Raw genomic sequence first — 20,055 nt, 5'->3', positions numbered from 1 at the left:
GTGAGAGGCTTTCTATTTTTTGATGGGATAGAGATCTTTGCGTTTATATGGCTGGATTTCGCCCGGCTTGCGAGTCTTGAGCAATTTTAAAATCCAGGTGTATTGCTCTGGATGTGGTCCCACAAAAATCTCGACTTCTTCATTCATTCGCCGCGCAATTGTATGATCATCCGCGTCTAACAGATCATCCATCGGTGGGCGAACCTGAATCGTCAGGCGATGCGTTTTCCCATCATAGATTGGAAATAAGGGGACAACACGCGCACGACACACTTTCATCAAACGACCAATCGCAGGCAGCGTTGCTTTGTAAGTAGCGAAGAAATCAACAAACTCACTATGTTCCGGGCCATGATCCTGATCCGGTAAATAATAGCCCCAGTATCCCTGACGAACCGACTGGATGAACGGTTTAATACCATCATTTCGCGCGTGCAAACGACCACCAAAACGACGTCGTACCGTGTTCCAGACATAATCAAAAACCGGGTTACCCTGGTTGTGGAACATCGCCGCCATTTTCTGCCCTTGCGAAGCCATCAGCATGGCGGGGATATCAACTGCCCAACCGTGCGGAACAAGAAAGATCACTTTCTCGTCGTTGCGTCGCATCTCTTCAATGATCTCCAGCCCCTGCCAGTCTACCCGTGGCTGAATTTTCCCTGGCCCGCGTAGCGCCAACTCCGCCATCATCACCATTGCCTGCGGCGCGGTGGCAAACATCTCATCAACAATAGCTTCGCGTTCAGCTTCGCTACGTTCTGGAAAACAAAGCGACAAATTAATCAACGCACGACGGCGCGAGCTTTTACCTAATCGTCCAGCAAAACGGCCCAGTCGCGCCAGAATGGGATCGCGGAATTTCGGCGGTGTTAAGGCAATACCAGCCATCGCCGCCACGCCCAGCCAGGCGCCCCAGTAACGCGGATGGCGAAAGGATTTATCAAACTCAGGAATGTATTCGCTATTATTTTTTTTCGTTTCCATGCTTTTCCAGTTTCGGATAAGGCAAAATCAATCTGCTGATAGTGTAGCGGCGCAGCTTGCCCCGCACCAAATAAAAAAGCCGGTACTGACTGCGTACCGGCTGCGAATGGATGTTAATTAATCAAACCGTAGCTGTGGCACAATCTCTTTGGCCTGTGCAAGGAATTCGCGGCGATCGGAGCCGGTCAGACCTTCAGTACGCGGCAGTTTCGCCGTCAGTGGGTTCACAGCCTGCTGGTTAATCCATACTTCATAATGTAAATGCGGCCCGGTTGAACGCCCGGTATTGCCCGAAAGCGCAATACGATCGCCACGTTTCACCTTCTGCCCCTGTTTCACTAAAATTTTACGCAGGTGCATATAACGCGTGGTATAGCTGCGACCATGACGAATAGCAACATAATAACCCGCAGCTCCACTGCGCTTAGCGACAACGACTTCACCGTCACCAACCGACAGCACTGGCGTCCCTTGCGGCATGGCAAAATCGACACCTCTGTGCGGCGCGACGCGCCCCGTTACCGGGTTCTGGCGGCGAGGGTTAAAATTAGACGAGATGCGGAACTGTTTCGCCGTCGGGAATCGCAAGAATCCCTTCGCCAGACCAGTACCGTTACGATCATAGAATTTGCCATCTTCGGCGCGAATAGCGTAGTAATCTTTACCTTCGGAGCGCAAACGCACGCCCAGCAACTGACTTTGTTCGCGTTTGCCATCCAGCATTTCGCGTGACATTAATACCGCAAATTCATCGCCTTTTTTAAGTTTGCGGAAGTCCATCTGCCACTGCATCGCTTTAATCACCGCGCTCACTTCAGCGCTGGTTAGCCCGGCGTTTTTGGCACTGGCGACAAAACTCGCCCCAACGGTGCCTTTCAGTAGATTGTTAACCCACTCCCCTTGCTGCATTTCGCTGGTCATCTTAAAACCGTTAGCGGCAGTACGCTCATAGGTGCGAGTTTCGCGGCGAGAGACTTCCCACGTCAGACGTTGTAAATCGCCCTCAGCGGTTAATGTCCAGGAAAGTTGTTGACCAATTTTCAAGTTACGCAAATCTTTATCAGCAGCAGCTAACTGGGTGATATCCCCCATATCAATACCATATTGATTGAGAATGCTGCTTAGTGTATCGCCTGTGGAAACGACATATTCATGAACACCCGCTTCACCGGCGATTTTATCGTCCAGTTCGTCCTGAGGAATGGCTTCATCTTCTTGTGCGGCCTGATCAATCGGCTCACTGGCCTCAGGTAAAAGTGAACGGATTTCGTTCTGTTCCAGCTCAATCGTTTTGACAATTGGTGAGACATCGCGGTGATAAACGTAAGGCCGCCAGACAGCGACGGCCAAAGTAAGAACGGTAAGCGACCCCAACATCACGCGGTGTGGTCGCGGTAAATTATTAAACGCCAGGGCGACAGAGCGGGCTATCTGTTGCACGTAATCACTTCCTCATTAATCTCCTTTCAGGCAGCTCGCATACTGGTTGGCTAATTGGTTCAGGAATTCTGAATAGCTCGTTTTTCCCAGTTTGATATTCGTCCCAAGGGGATCCAACGTTCCCATACGAACGGATGTCCCTCGTGCGACGCTTTCAACGACAGCGGGCCTGAACTGTGGCTCAGCAAAAACGCAGGTTGCTTTTTGCTCAACCAACTGTGTTCTTATTTCATGTAAACGCTGCGCGCCCGGTTGAATCTCAGGGTTAACGGTAAAATGACCAAGTGGTGTCAGTCCGAACTGTTTTTCGAAGTAGCCGTAAGCATCGTGAAAAACGAAATACCCCTTTCCCTTAAGCGGCGCGAGCTCGTTACCAACCTGTTTTTCGGTTGAGGTTAATTGTGCCTCAAAATCCTTCAGGTTGGCGTCAAGTTTGGCTCGACTTTGCGGCATAAGTTCTACTAATTTTCCATGGATTGCAACCGCTGTAGCCCGCGCTATCTCTGGGGAAAGCCAGAGATGCATATTGAAATCGCCGTGATGGTGATCTTCGTCACTTTTTTCTCCATGATCGTGATCATCATCATCGTCGTGAATACTTTTCATCAGTAGCGGTTTTACATTCTCCAGCTGCGCAATCGTTACCTGTTTCACCTCGGGTAATTTACTCACTGGTTTTTGCATGAACGCCTCCATCTCTGGGCCAACCCAGACTACTAAGTCCGCGTTCTGTAAGCGTTTTACATCTGATGGACGTAGTGAATAGTCATGTTCGGAAGCGCCATCGGGGAGCAATACTTCGGTTTCTGTAACCCCATTGGCAATAGCAGAAGCGATGAAACCAATGGGCTTAAGCGAAGCGACAACGGCGGCATCTGCGGCCTGTGTTGCGCCGCCCCAGAGAGCGACGGATAATGCAGCGAAAAGAAGCGTTTTTTTATGTAACATAATGCGACCAATCATCGTAATGAATATGAGAAATGTGATATTATAACATTTCATGACTACTGCAAGACTAAAATTAACATGACAAGTCTGGTTTCCCTGGAAAACGTCTCGGTCTCATTTGGCCAACGCCGCGTCCTCTCTGATGTGTCGCTGGAATTAAAACCTGGAAAAATTTTGACCTTACTTGGGCCGAACGGCGCAGGTAAGTCTACGCTGGTGCGGGTCGTACTCGGACTGGTGACACCTGATGAAGGTGTTATCAAGCGCTACGGAAAACTACGCATCGGCTATGTGCCGCAAAAATTGTATCTCGACACCACGTTGCCACTGACTGTAAACCGTTTTTTACGCTTACGCCCTGATACGCATAAAGAAGATATCCTTCCTGCACTGAAACGGGTACAGGCCGGGCATCTGATTGATGCGCCAATGCAAAAACTCTCAGGCGGTGAAACACAGCGCGTACTGCTGGCTCGCGCATTGTTAAATAAACCGCAGTTATTGGTGCTGGATGAACCCACGCAGGGCGTGGACGTAAACGGTCAGGTCGCGTTATATGATCTTATAGACCAGTTGCGCCGTGAGCTGAATTGTGGCGTTTTAATGGTTTCCCACGATCTGCATCTGGTGATGGCAAAAACCGATGAAGTACTTTGCCTGAATCATCACATCTGCTGTTCTGGCACCCCGGAAGTGGTTTCTCTGCATCCAGAATTTATTTCAATGTTTGGCCCTCGCGGTGCGGAGCAACTGGGAATTTACCGCCATCATCATAATCACCGCCACGATTTACAGGGTCGGATTATTCTACGTCGGGGAAATGATCGCTCATGATTGAATTATTATTTCCCGGTTGGTTAGCCGGGATCATGCTGGCCTGTGCCGCAGGTCCACTGGGTTCATTTGTTGTCTGGCGTCGTATGTCATATTTTGGCGATACGCTGGCTCACGCGTCGTTACTTGGCGTCGCGTTTGGTTTATTGCTGAATATTAATCCATTCTATGCGGTGATTGCTGTTACGCTACTGCTGGCGGGCGGCCTGGTGTGGCTGGAAAAGCGTCCACAACTTGCGATTGATACCCTACTGGGCATTATGGCGCACAGCGCATTGTCGCTGGGTCTGGTGGTCGTCAGTCTGATGTCTAACATCCGCGTTGATTTGATGGCATATCTGTTTGGTGATTTGTTAGCTGTAACACCGGAAGATCTTATATCCATCGCAATTGGCGTTGTTATTGTCGTGGCAATTCTGTTCTGGCAATGGCGTAATTTACTGTCGATGACCATTAGTCCTGACCTGGCGTTTGTCGATGACGTGAAATTACAGCGTGTTAAGTTATTGTTGATGCTGGTAACGGCGTTGACAATTGGTGTAGCGATGAAGTTTGTCGGCGCGTTGATTATTACTTCACTGCTGATTATTCCAGCCGCCACAGCACGTCGCTTCGCCCGCACGCCAGAACAGATGGCTGGCGCCGCCGTTATAGTGGGAATGGTAGCCGTAACAGGCGGTTTAACTTTTTCCGCGTTTTATGATACGCCAGCAGGTCCGTCAGTGGTGCTGTGCGCTGCGCTGCTGTTTATCATCAGTATGATGAAAAAACAGGCCAGTTAATTTGTACCTGAATACAATTGTCGGATGCGGCGTAAACGCCTTATCCGACCTACGGGTTTGCTACTTCTGGCAAGCCTGACAGGACGCGAACAGCGTCGCATCAGGCTCATTGCCAATGTCGGATGCGGCGCAAGCGCCTTATCCGACCTACGGCATTTCTGGCGGCGTGATGCCGAAATGGTTCCACGCTCGCGCTGTTGCCATACGCCCACGCGGCGTACGTTGCAAAAAGCCCTGCTGAATTAAATAAGGTTCCAGCACATCCTCAATGGTTTCGCGTTCTTCGCCAATGGCTGCCGCCAGGTTATCCAGTCCTACCGGACCGCCGAAAAACTTATCGATCACCGCCAGCAATAATTTACGATCCATATAATCGAAACCTTCGGCATCGACATTCAGCATGTCCAGCGCCTGGGCAGCGACGTCTGCTGAAATGGTGCCATCGTGTTTCACTTCGGCAAAATCGCGCACGCGACGCAACAGGCGGTTGGCGATACGTGGCGTACCACGCGCCCGACGCGCCACTTCCAGCGCGCCATCGTCACTCATCTCAAGCCCCATAAAACGCGCGCTACGACTAACGATATATTGCAAATCGGGAACCTGGTAAAACTCAAGACGCTGCACAATACCGAAACGATCGCGCAATGGCGACGTCAACGAACCAGCACGAGTGGTCGCGCCAATAAGGGTAAACGGTGGAAGATCGATTTTAATCGAACGCGCCGCGGGCCCTTCACCGATCATGATATCCAGTTGGTAGTCTTCCATTGCCGGATACAACACCTCTTCCACGACCGGCGAAAGACGGTGAATTTCATCGATAAACAGCACATCGTGCGGTTCAAGATTAGTGAGCATTGCCGCCAGATCACCCGCTTTTTCTAAAACCGGGCCAGACGTTGTGCGCAAATTAACCCCCATTTCATTAGCGACAATGTTGGCAAGCGTGGTTTTCCCCAACCCTGGCGGACCAAATATCAACAGATGATCGAGGGCATCCCCGCGCAGTTTAGCCGCTTTGATGAAAATCTCCATCTGCGAGCGGACCTGCGGCTGACCAACATACTCTTCAAGTAATTTGGGGCGAATGGCGCGATCTGCCACATCTTCCGGCAAAGTCGTACCGGCAGAAATCAGACGGTCTGCTTCAATCATCCTTTACCTCATAACGCGGCGCGCAGGGCTTCGCGAATTAATGTTTCACTGCTGGCATCAGGCCGAGCGATTTTGCTCACCATGCGGCTGGCTTCTTGTGGTTTATAGCCCAGCGCCACCAGCGCAGCAACCGCTTCCTGTTCGGCATCTTCAGTTGCCGGACTTGCCGGGGATGTCAGTACCAGATCTGTCGCAGGTGTAAACAGATCGCCATGCAAGCCTTTAAAGCGATCTTTCATTTCAACAATCAGGCGTTCGGCGGTTTTCTTACCTATACCAGGCAACTTCACCAGCGCCGCAGGTTCTTCACGCTCAACGGCATTTACAAATTGCTGTGCTGACATGCCAGACAGAATCGCCAGAGCAAGTTTTGGGCCAACGCCGTTAGTTTTGATCAACTCTTTAAACAGCGTGCGCTCTTGTTTATTGTTAAAACCGTACAGCAGTTGCGCGTCTTCACGTACCACAAAGTGAGTGAAAACAATCGCTTCTTGCCCCGCTTCCGGGAGTTCGTAAAAACAGGTCATCGGCATATGAACTTCATAGCCTACGCCGCCCACTTCAAGTAACACCAGCGGGGGTTGTTTTTCCAGAATAATGCCTCTGAGTCTGCCTATCACATGACGCTCCAGGATAACGAATTAAAGATAGTGTTGTATGATAAAAAAATGCTGGATAGATATCCAGCGAGATATTGATGATAAACCCAAATTATTCACCGCGATTCGCATATTATTTCACCAGTCCGGCCAACGGGAAGTAACGTGTTTCCACATAGCATGTACTGGGCTAATTTATCATTCTGTCCTGCAACATTCACCAGAGGAGTACCATTGACATAGTCAAACCAGACATTGACATATTCTTCGCCAGTAAATAAATCATTGCTGTATTCGCTGGTATCACAACGCCTTTGCTCAATATCACGAAAACAATGGTTACTGGCGCCACACCCTCCAGCTTTATTAACAATACAAATATTGACCTGATAAAACTGCCTTTCGAGCCAGACTTGCCGTAGTACACCTGCTATACAGAGCGCAGCCAACAACAAAGATGACAGCACCAGCCCTTTTTTATATCTTTCACTGGCATAAGCCATACATCCGATGAATAAGGCTAATTGCGCGACAAGAACCAGTTCTTTATTACCTTCTACCAGATGCCAGTAATTAAACGTAACGGTAAGTGCCACTGATGCAATCGCTGCACATATCCGATATAGCCCACGTAGATTTTCAAATGGCAACAAAAAAAAGAGTAATGAAATGGTTCCAGGAGCCAGTAACAAGGCGGCGGTATTCGCCTCTGTGAGATCGATAAAACAGGAGGAGAAACCAGCGATAATAAACTGGATAAAAAGAAAAAACAGAATAATATAAATTTGCCAAAGCCATTTCATCGCCGTATCGTCCGTAATATCATTCAGTAATACCAGACAGCTTTAAGATAATACTCATTATCTTGTTGATAAATCGCCGACAGCCAACCATAAGAATCCCTTCAGCACATTTCACAATTCTATTTTCATTCTGTTCTCACTTAACATTATGGTCAACAGAATTGGCCATTTCATTCACATGAAAAATAAAAATATAAAATATATTAATTCAGCAAATATAAAATACGCCTTGTTAATCTTTATCCCTGATGTTACTTTCCCCCGGGATAAATCCCCCCTAAACCACCCATTAATAATGGATTGACACAGTGAATATCAATTATCCTGCTGAATATGAAATTGGCGATATTGTCTTTACATGTATAGGTGCTGCATTATTTGGCCAAATTTCTGCTGCATCAAATTGCTGGAGCAATCACGTTGGTATCATTATCGGTCATAATGGAGAAGATTTTCTCGTTGCCGAAAGTCGCGTACCGCTCTCCACTATTACCACTCTGTCCCGTTTTATTAAACGTTCCTCTAATCAACGTTATGCTGTAAAGCGATTAGGCGTTGGGCTAACAGAACAGCAAAAACAACGTCTTGTTGAACAGGTCCCCTCCCGGCTGCGAAAACTGTACCATACTGGATTTAAGTACGAATCATCACGCCAGTTCTGCTCTAAATTTGTGTTTGATATTTATAAAGAAGCGTTGTGTATTCCGGTGGGCGAAATAGAGACGTTTGGAGAACTGTTAAACAGCAATCCGAATGCAAAACTCACCTTCTGGAAGTTCTGGTTTTTAGGCTCAATTCCGTGGGAACGTAAAACGGTTACGCCCGCGAGCTTGTGGCATCATCCCGCTCTGACGTTGATTTATATGGAAGGGGTAGAAACGCCTCAGCCAAAGCTGACCGAGGCGGTATAATTTAACGCAGTCGCCCTCTGGCCAGATTCAGCCGCGATTCGCTCATCTGCATCGCATTCTGGCTGACATGGCAGTGGGTGATAGCAATCGCCAGCGCATCGGCGGCGTCCGCCTGCGGGTTAGCAGGAAGTTTCAGCAAGGTGCGCACCATATGTTGCACCTGACTTTTTTCAGCACTACCAATACCCACCACCGTTTGCTTCACCTGGCGAGCAGCATATTCAAATACCGGCAATTCCTGATTCACCGCCGCAACAATCGCCACGCCGCGCGCCTGCCCTAATTTCAGGGCAGAGTCAGCGTTCTTCGCCATAAAGACTTGTTCGATTGCGAAATAATCGGGCTGAAACTGGGTGATGATTTCCGTCACGCCCGCATAAATAAGTTTCAGACGAGACGGTAAATCATCCACTTTAGTGCGTATGCATCCGCTACCCAGGTAGGACAGTTGCCTGCCTACCTGGCGGATCACGCCATAGCCGGTAACGCGCGAACCCGGGTCAATGCCGAGAATTATAGCCATCACGCGTCTCCGTTGTGCTGTTTAGCTGGCCTCATTAGAGGGTCGCTGCAACCTCATCAGAGATTTCACCGTTATGGTAAACTTCCTGAACATCGTCGCAATCTTCCAGCATGTCGATCAGACGCATCAGTTTCGGTGCGGTTTCTGCATCCATATCCGCTTTGGTCGACGGGATCATGGAAACTTCTGCACTGTCTGCTTTCAGGCCTGCAGCTTCCAGAGCATCGCGGACTTTACCCATCTCTTCCCATGCAGTGTAGACGTCGATTGCGCCGTCATCATAGGTCACAACGTCTTCCGCCCCAGCTTCCAGCGCTGCTTCCATGATGGTATCTTCATCGCCTTTCTCGAAGGAGATCACACCTTTTTTGCTGAACAGATAGGCTACGGAACCGTCAGTACCGAGGTTGCCGCCACATTTGCTGAATGCGTGACGCACTTCAGCAACAGTACGATTACGGTTATCAGACAGACATTCAACCATGATTGCCGTGCCGCCAGGACCGTAACCTTCGTAGATGATGGTTTCCATGTCCGCACCATCATCACCACCTACACCACGTGCGATAGCGCGGTTCAGGGTGTCACGGGTCATGTTGTTAGACAACGCTTTATCAATTGCTGCACGCAGACGCGGGTTAGCATCTGGATCGCCACCGCCCAGCTTAGCGGCCGTCACCAGTTCACGAATGATTTTAGTGAAGATTTTACCGCGCTTAGCATCCTGCGCAGCTTTACGATGTCTGGTGTTGGCCCATTTACTATGACCTGCCATAAAAATATCTCCAAAATAGCTCTGCCTGTTCAGGCAGCGTTAATTACAAACTGTTCGATCGCCTGCCGGTTGCTCCAGGACTTGGTGAGTGCCGCCGCAGAGGGAGCATCAAGCCATTGGTATGCCAGATGCTCGGTAAATACGACCTGACGCTCGTGCGGTAGCGCAATACAGAACCATGATTCCGTATTACGCGTCACGCCCGGCGCATAGCGATGACGTAAATGTGAAAAGATCTCAAACTCTACCGTGCGCTGGCAGTCAATTAAGGTCAGTTGTTCAGCGACAACATCAATGGTGACCTCTTCCTTTACTTCGCGCATGGCAGCCTGCGGCGCGGTCTCTCCCTCTTCCACGCTGCCGGTTACCGACTGCCAGAAGCTGGGATCATCACGCCGCTGTAGCATCAGCACTCGTTTCGTATCCTGGGCATAGATAACCACTAAGACCGAAACGGGGCGCTTATACACTTTATCCTCCACGTCGCCTCTTCGCTGGCAATCTTCGCTCATCCCATTCACATAGTTGTCTATGCTCATAGGAATTCACTCAGTTGCCGCCTTGATACAACGCGAATGATTTCGTGTACTTTAGCCATATCAGTTATTCTCAGCCTTCTTCACAACCTGAATGCCCAGTTCAGCCAGTGCAGTCGGGTTAGCAAAGCTCGGTGCTTCAGTCATCAGACACGCTGCTGCCGTAGTTTTCGGGAAGGCGATAACATCACGGATGTTGTCGGTGCCGGTCAGCAGCATAGTCAGACGGTCAAGACCGAATGCCAGACCTGCGTGCGGCGGAGTACCGTATTTCAGGGCGTCGAGCAGGAAGCCGAATTTCTCGCGCTGTTCCTCTTCGTTGATACCCAGAATACCAAACACCGTCTGCTGCATATCACCATTATGGATACGCACAGAACCACCGCCCACTTCGTAACCATTGATGACCATATCGTAAGCGTTAGCCACCGCATTTTCCGGTGCAGCTTTCAGTTCTGCCGCCGTCATGTCTTTCGGTGAAGTGAACGGATGGTGCATTGCCGTCAGACCGCCTTCGCCGTCGTCTTCAAACATTGGGAAGTCGATAACCCACAGCGGCGCCCACTTGCTTTCGTCAATCAGACCAAGGTCTTTACCCACTTTCAGACGCAGCGCACCCATTGCATCGGCAACAATTTTCTTGTTGTCTGCGCCGAAGAAAATCATATCGCCATCTTGTGCGGCGGTGCGATCCAGAATGGCGTCGATGATTTCTGCATTAAGGAATTTAGCCACCGGACTGTTGATACCTTCCAGACCTTTCGCACGTTCGTTGACTTTGATGTAAGCCAAACCTTTCGCACCATAGATCTTAACGAAGTTACCGTATTCGTCGATCTGCTTACGGGTCAGCGACGCGCCGCCCGGAACACGCAGAGCCGCGACGCGGCCTTTCGGATCGTTCGCTGGACCTGCAAATACTGCAAACTCAACAGATTTCAGCAGATCGGCAACGTCAGTCAGTTCCATCGGGTTGCGCAGGTCCGGTTTATCGGAGCCGTAGCGACGTTCAGCTTCCGCAAAGGTCATTACCGGGAAATCACCCAGATCCACGCCCTTCACTTCCAGCCACAGATGACGCACCAGTGCCTCCATCACTTCACGCACCTGCGGCGCGGTCATGAAAGAGGTTTCCACATCGATCTGAGTAAATTCAGGCTGACGGTCGGCACGCAGGTCTTCGTCGCGGAAGCATTTAACGATCTGATAGTAACGGTCAAAACCAGACATCATCAGCAGCTGTTTGAACAGCTGCGGGGATTGCGGCAGCGCGTAGAATTTACCTTTGTGCACACGAGAAGGCACCAGGTAGTCACGCGCGCCTTCCGGCGTAGCTTTGGTCAGCATCGGAGTTTCGATGTCGAGGAAGCCGTGGTCGTCCATAAAACGGCGCACCAGGCTGGTGATTTTAGCGCGGGTTTTCAGACGCTGAGCCATTTCCGGGCGACGCAGGTCGAGATAGCGGTATTTCAGACGCGCTTCTTCGGTGTTGACGTGGTTAGAGTCAAGCGGCAGAACGTCTGCGCGGTTGATGATGGTCAACGAGGAGGCCAGCACTTCGATTTCGCCGGTCGCCATATCGCGGTTGATATTTTTTTCGTCACGCGCACGTACGGTGCCCATCACCTGGATGCAGAACTCATTACGCAGTTCAGAGGCCAGCTTTAACGCGTCCGCACGATCCGGATCGAAAAATACCTGCACGATACCTTCGCGGTCGCGCATGTCGATGAAGATCAGGCTACCGAGATCACGACGACGGTTGACCCAACCACACAGAGTCACCTGCTGCCCCACGTGGGACAAACGAAGCTGTCCACAATATTCTGTACGCATGAGATATCCCTTAACTTAGCTGCCGGCGGATGTCCCCTGCTGCGCAGGTGACCTAAGTCGCAGCGTTAGCTGTATGTCACAACTGAATGAAAAAAGGCGGCTATTATACTGGAAATTCTGCCGCACCGTAAGAGTCTGACCCTCTCTGGAACGACTCGTTACCACTTTATATCAGGGTCGGAATCAGACTCTACCCCTGTTTGCTATAAAGGTGTTGCCCGAACTCATAAAAATTAACAAAATTTGTCACTCAGCCACCGGCTAATCGCATTAAGGCGAGAGGCTCGATTTTGTTTTATCTGGAGACATCATGCTGGAACTTAATGCCAAAACCACCGCGTTAGTGGTAATCGATTTACAGGAAGGCATCCTGCCTTTTGCTGGTGGTCCGCATACTGCCGAGGAAGTGGTGAGTCGAGCTGGAAAACTGGCGGCTAAATTTCGGGCTAACGGGCAACCCGTGTTTCTGGTGCGCGTCGGCTGGTCTGGCGATTACGCCGAAGCATTAAAACAACCCGTCGATGCGCCCTCGCCTGCCAGAGCGTTGCCGGAAAACTGGTGGCGGCATCCCGCGGCATTGGGCGCGACTGACAGCGATATCGAAATAATAAAACGCCAATGGGGAGCGTTTTACGGTACGGATCTGGAGTTGCAATTACGCCGCCGCGGTATTGACACCCTCGTCTTATGCGGCATATCCACCAATATCGGCGTCGAGTCCACTGCCCGCAACGCCTGGGAGTTAGGTTTTAATCTGGTGATAGCCGAAGATGCCTGTAGCGCCGCCAGCGCCGAACAGCACAATAACAGCATTAAGCATATCTATCCGCGCATTGCCCGTGTGCGTAGTGTGGAAGAGATCCTCAACGCGTTATGATTTACATCGGTCTGCCGCAATGGTCGCATCCTAAATGGGGACGTCTGGGGATCACCAGTCTGGAAGAGTACGCCCGCCACTTTAACTGCGTAGAGGGCAACACTACTCTGTATGCACTGCCGAAAGCGGAAGTTGTGCTGCGCTGGCGTGAGCAAACCAGCGACGATTTCCGTTTTTGTTTTAAGTTCCCGGCAACTATTTCGCATCAGGCTGCATTACGTCATTGCGACGATTTAGTGACAGAGTTTTTCACCCGTATGTCGCCGCTGGCACCACGCATTGGGCAATTCTGGCTGCAATTACCCGCTACCTTCGGTCCACGGGATCTGCCTGCGCTTTGGCATTTTCTCGATACTCTGCCTGGCGAGTTTACCTACGGTGTGGAAGTTCGCCATCCGCTATTTTTTGCCAAAGGGGAAGAAGAACAAACGCTTAATCGCGGCTTGCATCAACGTGGCGTTAATAGGGTAATACTGGACAGCCGCCCGGTTCATGCCGCACGTCCACATAATGAAGCCATTCGCGACGCCCAACGTAAAAAACCAAAGGTTCCGGTGCACGCGGTCCTGACGGCAACAAACCCGCTGATCCGTTTTATTGGCAGCGATGATATGACACAAAGCCGGGAGTTATTTCAGGTCTGGTTACAGAAATTAGCCCAGTGGCATCAGAGCACAACACCGTATCTTTTTCTGCATACGCCGGATATCGCCCAGGCGCCAGAGCTGGTACATACCCTGTGGGAAGACTTGCGCGCCATACTTCCAGTGATCGGAGCAGTCCCGGCAATCCCACAGCAATCTTCTCTTTTCTGAATTTGCCACCTATCATAGACAGGTGCCATTGGCCGTTTTAAAGGGAGTTTGTATGGTAAGCGCGCTGTATGCCGTTTTAGGTGCGTTGTTATTAATGAAGTTCTCTTTTGATGTTGTTCGCCTGCGAATGCAATATCGCGTTGCCTATGGCGACGGCGGTTTTAGCGAACTGCAAAGCGCCATTCGCATTCACGGCAACGCGGTAGAATATATTCCTATCGCGATTGTGTTGATGCTGTTTATGGAAATGAATGGCGCCGAAACCTGGATGGTGCATATTTGCGGCATTATTTTGCTTGCTGGTCGTCTGATGCACTATTACGGTTTTCATCATCGTCTGTTTCGCTGGCGGCGTTCCGGCATGAGCGCCACCTGGTGTGCGCTGTTGCTGATGGTGCTGGCAAATCTTTGGTACATGCCCTGGGAGTTGGTTTTCTCCCTGCGTTAGCGCACAATACGCCACTTTCTTTTTCCCGGATTTTTACGTTATGTCTCACCGCGACACGCTATTTTCTGTCCCTATCGCCAGCCTGGGCGACTGGACCTTTGATGAACGGGTAGCCGAAGTCTTCCCGGATATGATTCAGCGCTCCGTCCCCGGCTACTCCAATATTATTTCAATGATTGGCATGCTGGCTGAACGTTTCGTTCAACCTGGTACGCAGGTTTACGATTTAGGGTGTTCTTTGGGCGCGGCGACGCTCTCGGTGCGTCGCAACATTCACCATGATAATTGCAAGATTATCGCCATCGACAATTCCCCGGCGATGATTGAACGTTGCCGTCGTCATATTGACGCTTACAAAGCGCCAACGCCAGTTGACGTGATTGAAGGTGATATTCGCAATATCGCCATTGAAAACGCGTCGATGGTGGTACTGAATTTTACCCTGCAATTCCTGGCACCTTCCGAGCGCCAGGCATTACTGGATAAAATTTATCAAGGGCTGAATCCTGGCGGAGCCCTGGTGCTTTCAGAAAAATTCAGTTTTGAAGATGCCAAAGTCGGTGAGTTATTGTTCAACATGCATCACGACTTTAAACGTGCCAATGGTTATAGCGAACTGGAAATCAGTCAGAAACGCAGTATGTTAGAAAACGTGATGCTGACCGATTCCGTTGAAACGCATAAAGCGCGTTTACATAAAGCCGGATTTGAACATAGCGAGCTATGGTTCCAGTGCTTTAACTTTGGTTCGCTGGTGGCATTAAAAGCAGAGGACGCTGCATGATCGACTTTGGTAACTTTTATTCTCTGATTGCCAAAAATCATCTTTCACACTGGCTGGAAACCCTGCCCGCGCAGATTGCCAGCTGGCAGCGTGAACAGCAGCACGGCCTGTTTAAACAGTGGTCCAATGCGGTGGAATTTCTGCCTGAAATCAAACCGTATCGTCTCGATTTACTGCATAGCGTGACGGCTGAAAGCGAAGAGCCGCTGAGCGCCGGGCAGATTAAACGCATTGAAACCCTGATGCGTAACCTGATGCCGTGGCGTAAAGGGCCGTTCTCGCTGTATGGCGTCAACATTGACACCGAATGGCGTTCTGACTGGAAATGGGATCGTGTTCTGCCGCACCTTTCTGATTTAACCGGGCGCACCATTCTGGATGTTGGCTGCGGCAGCGGTTATCACATGTGGCGTATGATTGGCGCCGGAGCGCATCTGGCGGTAGGTATTGATCCTACGCAACTGTTCCTCTGCCAGTTCGAAGCGGTACGCAAACTGCTGGGTAATGATCAACGCGCGCATTTATTACCGTTGGGGATTGAGCAGCTTCCAGCGCTGAAAGCCTTTGATACCGTATTTTCGATGGGCGTGCTTTATCATCGTCGTTCACCGCTGGAACACCTTTGGCAGTTGAAAGATCAACTGGTGAATGAAGGTGAACTGGTACTGGAAACGCTGGTTATTGATGGCGATGAGAACACCGTACTGGTGCCAGGCGATCGTTATGCACAGATGCGTAATGTCTATTTTATTCCGTCGGCGCTGGCGCTAAAGAACTGGCTGAAGAAGTGCGGTTTTGTTGATATCCGCATTGCGGATGTGAGCGTTACCACTACGGAAGAGCAGCGACGCACCGAATGGATGGTAACAGAATCACTGGCCGATTTTCTCGATCCGCATGATCCGGGCAAAACGGTGGAAGGTTATCCTGCGCCTAAACGCGCGGTGTTAATTGCGCGTAAGCCGTAAAGGTCAGGTATTACTGCCAAATGCGACATGAATGCCTTATCCGGCCTACGAATTCCCGCAAATTCAATATATTGCAGAAACTATGTAGGCCTGATAAGCATAGCGCATCTGGCAGTTTTGTGTTTGCATAACCTCAGCGCCCTTTCCGGGCGCTATTCGCTTCTTATGCCTGGATGGCAGGCTGATCAAATGCCGTTAACTTCGGCACACTGCCCGTATATTTTTCGATATACACCAGCGAGGTATTGCCGGCACACGCGTTCGCCAGTTGTGAGCTGGGAATATCCGCCGTTAATACGTTCGCACAACCATTTTTGCACAAACCATTTTCCAGATCAGGCCATGCGCCTTCATGTACGCACACCACGCCTTTTTTGATACCGTCTGTCACCACGGCCCCTGCCAAAATCTGCCCGCGTTTGTTCCAGACACGCACCAGATCGCCACTTGCAATACCGAATCGCGCGGCATCTTCAGTGTGAATAGTGACGGGTTCACGATCGGCAACGGCATATTTTTTACGCAACTCAGCATAGTTAAGCTGGCTATGTAAACGGTGAGCCGGATGAGCAGTCAGAAGCTGCAATTGCTTCTCGTCAGCGGTGCCTTTCCATTCATCTGGAGCCAGCCAGGTTGGGTGTGCCGGGCAATCCTTATAGCCAAATTTTTCCAGCGTTTTTGAATAGATTTCAATTTTGCCGCTTGGCGTACCCAGCGCATTTTTCACTGGATCGGCACGGAAATCACCGTAGCGAACATATTGATCGTTCTTCTCGCTGCGGCGCATTTCAAGCAGTTTATTTTGCTGCCAGAAGGTCCCAAACACCGGCATACTGACACGCTGCGCACGGGCGCCTTTCTGGGCAGCATCATAAAAGAATTTCAGCCACGCCATTTCATCTTTACCTTCGGTATAAATCTCTTTACCACCGGGTTTCAGCAATTCCGCAAGGTCGGCAAACACATCAAAATCATTGCGAGCTTCAAATTGTGGAGGCACTGCCTGCTTCATCGGCACAATATGCTGGTTACTGTAATCGCCGGTCATCGTCAGGTCATTGCGCTCAAACGATGTGGTGATCGGTAATACGATATCCGCATGTTTGGCGGCTGCCGTCCAGTAACACTCAGAAACGACGATCATTTCCGGTTTCTGCCAGGCTTTAATCAGGCGATTAGTATCCTGGTGATGGGTGAAATTACCGCCGCCGGCCCACCAAATCATTTTAATATCCGGGTAGGTTTGCTCTTTACCGTTGTGTTGGTATTTGCCGCCAGGATTTTCCAGTGCAGCGACAATACGGGCAACAGGAATTGCCATCATGCCGCCATCATCGGCTTCTTCACTCGCCTGTCCGGCAATTGCCGCAGACATTTCCGGCAGCACGCCGCCAACACGCGTCGGGTTACCACCGTTGGAATAATGATATGAGAAACCAAAACCGCCGCCCGGCGTACCAATCTGCCCAAGCATTGCCGCCAGCGTCACCAGCATCCAGTGTTTCTGTTCTCCGTATTGCTGGCGTTGGATCCCCCAGCCTGCCATCAGCATCGTGCGATTCGCCGCCATCAGTTCAGCCAGTTTGACAATCTGCGCTTCCGGGACACCCGTAATTTCTGCCGCCCAGGCCGCACTCTTCGGCGTATTATCATTCTTGCCTGTCAGATATTCTTCAAATTGCGGGTAGCCGGTGGTGTATTTTTCAAGGAAGGCTTTATCGTGCTTGCTTTGTGTCACCAGGGTATGCGCGATGCCTAACATCAGCGCTACGTCGGTCCCCATATTCGGCGCGATCCAGGTCGCGTTATCGCCGAAGAACTCTATTGTTTCGGAACGGATAGGGTCGATGGCAATCACCGGTTTGCCCGATTTCTTCAGCTGATGGAAGTATTCCAGCCCTTGTTCATCGGTACTGCTCCAGGCAATTTTTAAGGTATTAAGCGGGTTCATTCCCCACAACACCACCACCTGACTATTTTCCAGAATTAATGGCCAGGACGTTTGCTGTTCGTAAACCTCCACGGAACCCACCACGTGCGGCATGATGACCTGAGCGGCCCCGGTAGAGTAATCACCACTATGCCCGGAATAACCACCTGCCAGATTCATATAACGCTGCATCAGCGTTTGTGCTTTATGCAGTACACCTGAAGAACGCCAGCCGTAGGAACCGGCAAAAATAGCCGATGGACCGTTGGCTTTACGAATACGATCGTGCTGCTCATGAATCAGCTTTAACGCTTGTTCCCAGGTCACCTGAACATAGCTATCTTCGCCACGCCCTTTGACCGGTTTCAGCGGGTTTTCAAGGTAGCTTTTTCTGACCATCGGATGCTGGATACGCGCCGTGGTGTGCACCTGATCCGCCGCGGTAGACTGCAAAGAGTTCGGTATGGTTTTTGCCAGCGCACCGGTGGAAGACACAATTTTTCCGTCCTTCATCTCTACGTTCATCGCCCCCCAGCGCCCCGCTGTCAGAATTTTACCGCCGTTTTCATCTGCCCATGCGGGTAGCGGCGTAGCAGAGGTCACTACCAGCGCCCCCGCAGCAATACCGCTATGCTTAATAAATTCGCGTCGTGTTAATGTCATAAATTCCTCCCTGATCAACCAGGATCACTTTTTCTCAGTTATATCTTTGGCGTTGTACTGGAAGTACCGCGTCAAAATGTCCAGTTCGTTGTCGCTCATGCTGGTACGAGCCCCCATTCCTTTGGCGATGGAGGGCCAGGCATTAACGGTGTAATGATCTGCGGCAATAGGTGCATGGCACCCGGCGCAGTAGGTATCATCAAGTTTTCCTGCGTATTGCCACAACGGTTTACGGTCCGCTAACGCGGGATCAAGAAGCTCACCCTGCAATGACGCCGCACGCCATTGATTACCGTATTCATCAGCCTGCCATTCGCTGATGACAGTAAGAGCCTTGATACCTGCATCACTTAACGTAGCTATTGCCAGCCGCTGACCACGTGCAACATAGAGCGTGTTTTCGCTGCCCTGCATTTGATAACCCTGCAACTGGACAATTGGCTGTTTGCCGCTGGCATCAACAACCGTGAGATCCGTACCAGGATTCGCGGTAGCCAGCTCGCCTATACGAGAGGGTTTGAAAGGATAAATATGTGCGCCATTGGTGACAGATGTAGCAGCCTGAACTTCCAGTTCATGCACCGCGTTGTCATCCATTTTTATTTCCGGCGGAAAATGGGCAATTCCTTTATGGCAATCAATACATGTTTCGCCATCTTTTTGTGCTTTGGTATGCATTTTTTGGGCCGATTCACTTTGTGATGCAATATCCATAGCATTGAACGTATGACAACTGCGGCAGGTCGCTGAATCTGTTTCTCTTAATTGTTTCCAGACCGTTTCCGCCATTTCCTGGCGATGGGCTTCGAATTTATCGTCGCTGTCTATTTTTCCGCTAACAAATTCATGATAAATATCTTTAGATGCTTTTAATTTAGCAAATAAATAATCCACACCTGACTTTGGAATATGGCAATCGGCGCACTCGGCGCGAATCCCTTTCTGATTAGAAAAGTGGACAGTTCCCTGATACTCCTCAAACGGTTTACTCATCGAGTGGCACGACAGGCAAAAAGCAGTTTCTGATGTTTTATGCAAAACGTGTTGTGACAACAACAAACCACCGACACCAACGAGCACACCAACTACCAGCATAATTAAACCAATGCGTTTTTTCCTTCGCATATATCCCTCGAATTAAAGTCCAACATCCACTTGCTGTATAAATAAATATATAACGTATTTTTGATTAAATAAGAGCAATACAACACTGCCTGAAATAAAAGGTAAAGAATATGATTTATTGCAATTTAACTATCAATAACCAGGAAAGATTCTGTACATTATTTTTAATATATATTTGGCAGTTTTAATAAATTAAACCACATAATTAAAATGAATGTATGTAACCTTTTTAATGCTATTTTTTGTACAACGCAGATCTACAATCCCGTCGATGCAATACAGGTTTTGTTTGTTTTTCATACAGACCAGGGAC

20 protein-coding genes are annotated in these 20,055 nt (G+C 49.9%); 8 read left to right on the top strand and 12 right to left on the bottom strand.

What is annotated here, in order from left to right:
* Positions 1–12: 12 nt before the first annotated feature.
* The 3 genes from lpxM to znuA form a co-directional block, all read right to left on the bottom strand.
* Complete coding sequence (gene lpxM, locus EA14781_RS06250) at positions 13–987, bottom strand: lauroyl-Kdo(2)-lipid IV(A) myristoyltransferase (RefSeq protein WP_002462315.1); 975 nt, start codon at positions 985–987, stop codon at positions 13–15.
* Positions 988–1,104: 117 nt separating this feature from the next.
* Positions 1,105–2,427 carry a murein DD-endopeptidase MepM gene (gene mepM, locus EA14781_RS06245; RefSeq protein WP_001184056.1) on the bottom strand — a complete coding sequence of 441 codons (1,323 nt, stop codon included), beginning with the start codon at positions 2,425–2,427 and terminating at the stop codon, positions 1,105–1,107.
* Between the two features lie 15 nt (positions 2,428–2,442).
* Complete coding sequence (gene znuA, locus EA14781_RS06240; protein ID WP_024164814.1) at positions 2,443–3,375, bottom strand: zinc ABC transporter substrate-binding protein ZnuA; 933 nt, start codon at positions 3,373–3,375, stop codon at positions 2,443–2,445.
* 78 nt (positions 3,376–3,453) lie between these two features.
* Between znuA and znuC the strand changes: the two genes are divergently transcribed.
* Both znuC and znuB read left to right on the top strand, forming a co-directional pair.
* On the top strand, positions 3,454–4,209 hold the full coding sequence (gene znuC / locus EA14781_RS06235; RefSeq protein ID WP_000203005.1) for a zinc ABC transporter ATP-binding protein ZnuC: 756 nt from the start codon (positions 3,454–3,456) through the stop codon (positions 4,207–4,209).
* Entirely contained in the window at positions 4,206–4,991 is a 786-nt protein-coding gene (znuB, locus tag EA14781_RS06230) for a zinc ABC transporter permease subunit ZnuB (RefSeq protein WP_000571486.1), read from the top strand. The genes znuC and znuB overlap by 4 nt, the downstream gene beginning before the upstream one ends.
* A 147-nt stretch (positions 4,992–5,138) precedes the next feature.
* On the opposite strand, the gene ruvB is transcribed toward znuB, so the two are convergent.
* The 3 genes from ruvB to EA14781_RS06215 all read right to left on the bottom strand — a co-directional run bounded on the left by ruvB (position 5,139) and on the right by EA14781_RS06215 (position 7,551).
* A complete protein-coding gene (ruvB, locus tag EA14781_RS06225; RefSeq protein WP_000568524.1) occupies positions 5,139–6,149 on the bottom strand; it encodes a Holliday junction branch migration DNA helicase RuvB in 1,011 nt (336 codons plus the stop codon).
* An 8-nt stretch (positions 6,150–6,157) separates the two neighbouring features.
* Positions 6,158–6,769, bottom strand: coding sequence for a Holliday junction branch migration protein RuvA (gene ruvA / locus EA14781_RS06220; RefSeq protein ID WP_000580343.1), 612 nt, complete (start codon positions 6,767–6,769; stop codon positions 6,158–6,160).
* Positions 6,770–6,864: 95 nt separating this feature from the next.
* Positions 6,865–7,551 carry a hypothetical protein gene (locus tag EA14781_RS06215; RefSeq protein ID WP_000871795.1) on the bottom strand — a complete coding sequence of 229 codons (687 nt, stop codon included), beginning with the start codon at positions 7,549–7,551 and terminating at the stop codon, positions 6,865–6,867.
* A 308-nt stretch (positions 7,552–7,859) separates the two neighbouring features.
* Between EA14781_RS06215 and EA14781_RS06210 the strand changes: the two genes are divergently transcribed.
* Entirely contained in the window at positions 7,860–8,462 is a 603-nt protein-coding gene (locus tag EA14781_RS06210) for a YebB family permuted papain-like enzyme (protein WP_001024933.1), read from the top strand.
* A gap of 1 nt (position 8,463) precedes the next feature.
* On the opposite strand, the gene ruvC is transcribed toward EA14781_RS06210, so the two are convergent.
* From ruvC to aspS, 4 genes are all read right to left on the bottom strand, one after another.
* The gene (ruvC, locus tag EA14781_RS06205; protein ID WP_001295503.1) at positions 8,464–8,985 is read right to left on the bottom strand and encodes a crossover junction endodeoxyribonuclease RuvC; all 522 of its coding nucleotides are present in this window, start codon (positions 8,983–8,985) and stop codon (positions 8,464–8,466) included.
* Between the two features lie 34 nt (positions 8,986–9,019).
* Entirely contained in the window at positions 9,020–9,760 is a 741-nt protein-coding gene (locus EA14781_RS06200) for a YebC/PmpR family DNA-binding transcriptional regulator (protein WP_000907237.1), read from the bottom strand.
* Between the two features lie 29 nt (positions 9,761–9,789).
* Positions 9,790–10,242: a dihydroneopterin triphosphate diphosphatase gene (nudB, locus tag EA14781_RS06195; RefSeq protein WP_010338146.1), complete on the bottom strand. Its 453-nt coding sequence runs from the start codon at positions 10,240–10,242 to the stop codon at positions 9,790–9,792.
* Positions 10,243–10,359: 117 nt separating this feature from the next.
* The gene (aspS, locus tag EA14781_RS06190) at positions 10,360–12,132 is read right to left on the bottom strand and encodes an aspartate--tRNA ligase (protein ID WP_001258623.1); all 1,773 of its coding nucleotides are present in this window, start codon (positions 12,130–12,132) and stop codon (positions 10,360–10,362) included.
* A gap of 310 nt (positions 12,133–12,442) precedes the next feature.
* On the opposite strand from aspS, the gene EA14781_RS06185 reads away from it, so the two are divergent.
* From EA14781_RS06185 to cmoB, 5 genes are read left to right on the top strand one after another with little or no spacing between them, the layout of a single operon-like run.
* Positions 12,443–13,009: a hydrolase gene (locus tag EA14781_RS06185; protein WP_000891645.1), complete on the top strand. Its 567-nt coding sequence runs from the start codon at positions 12,443–12,445 to the stop codon at positions 13,007–13,009.
* Positions 13,006–13,824: a DUF72 domain-containing protein gene (locus tag EA14781_RS06180; RefSeq protein WP_000639246.1), complete on the top strand. Its 819-nt coding sequence runs from the start codon at positions 13,006–13,008 to the stop codon at positions 13,822–13,824. The genes EA14781_RS06185 and EA14781_RS06180 overlap by 4 nt, the downstream gene beginning before the upstream one ends.
* A gap of 52 nt (positions 13,825–13,876) precedes the next feature.
* Positions 13,877–14,272 carry an MAPEG family protein gene (locus EA14781_RS06175; RefSeq protein WP_002462319.1) on the top strand — a complete coding sequence of 132 codons (396 nt, stop codon included), beginning with the start codon at positions 13,877–13,879 and terminating at the stop codon, positions 14,270–14,272.
* A gap of 40 nt (positions 14,273–14,312) precedes the next feature.
* Positions 14,313–15,056 (top strand): carboxy-S-adenosyl-L-methionine synthase CmoA, encoded by a 744-nt coding sequence (gene cmoA / locus EA14781_RS06170; protein ID WP_000019623.1) that lies wholly within the window; start codon positions 14,313–14,315, stop codon positions 15,054–15,056.
* The gene (cmoB, locus tag EA14781_RS06165; protein WP_000564757.1) at positions 15,053–16,024 is read left to right on the top strand and encodes a tRNA 5-methoxyuridine(34)/uridine 5-oxyacetic acid(34) synthase CmoB; all 972 of its coding nucleotides are present in this window, start codon (positions 15,053–15,055) and stop codon (positions 16,022–16,024) included. Before cmoA ends, cmoB begins: the two co-directional genes overlap by 4 nt.
* A gap of 163 nt (positions 16,025–16,187) precedes the next feature.
* Here cmoB and torZ read toward each other — a convergent pair whose 3' ends face one another.
* On the bottom strand, positions 16,188–18,617 hold the full coding sequence (gene torZ / locus EA14781_RS06160; protein WP_000176857.1) for a trimethylamine N-oxide reductase TorZ: 2,430 nt from the start codon (positions 18,615–18,617) through the stop codon (positions 16,188–16,190).
* A 24-nt stretch (positions 18,618–18,641) separates the two neighbouring features.
* Positions 18,642–19,742 (bottom strand): NapC/NirT family cytochrome c, encoded by a 1,101-nt coding sequence (locus tag EA14781_RS06155; protein ID WP_001253146.1) that lies wholly within the window; start codon positions 19,740–19,742, stop codon positions 18,642–18,644.
* Between the last annotated feature and the right edge of the window lie 313 nt (positions 19,743–20,055).

The organism is Escherichia albertii NBRC 107761 = DSM 17582, assembly GCF_000759775.1.
Taxonomy (GTDB): domain Bacteria; phylum Pseudomonadota; class Gammaproteobacteria; order Enterobacterales; family Enterobacteriaceae; genus Escherichia; species Escherichia albertii.
Note: the sequence above shows the minus strand (reverse complement) of the source record. Positions and strands in the feature narration are given on the sequence as shown.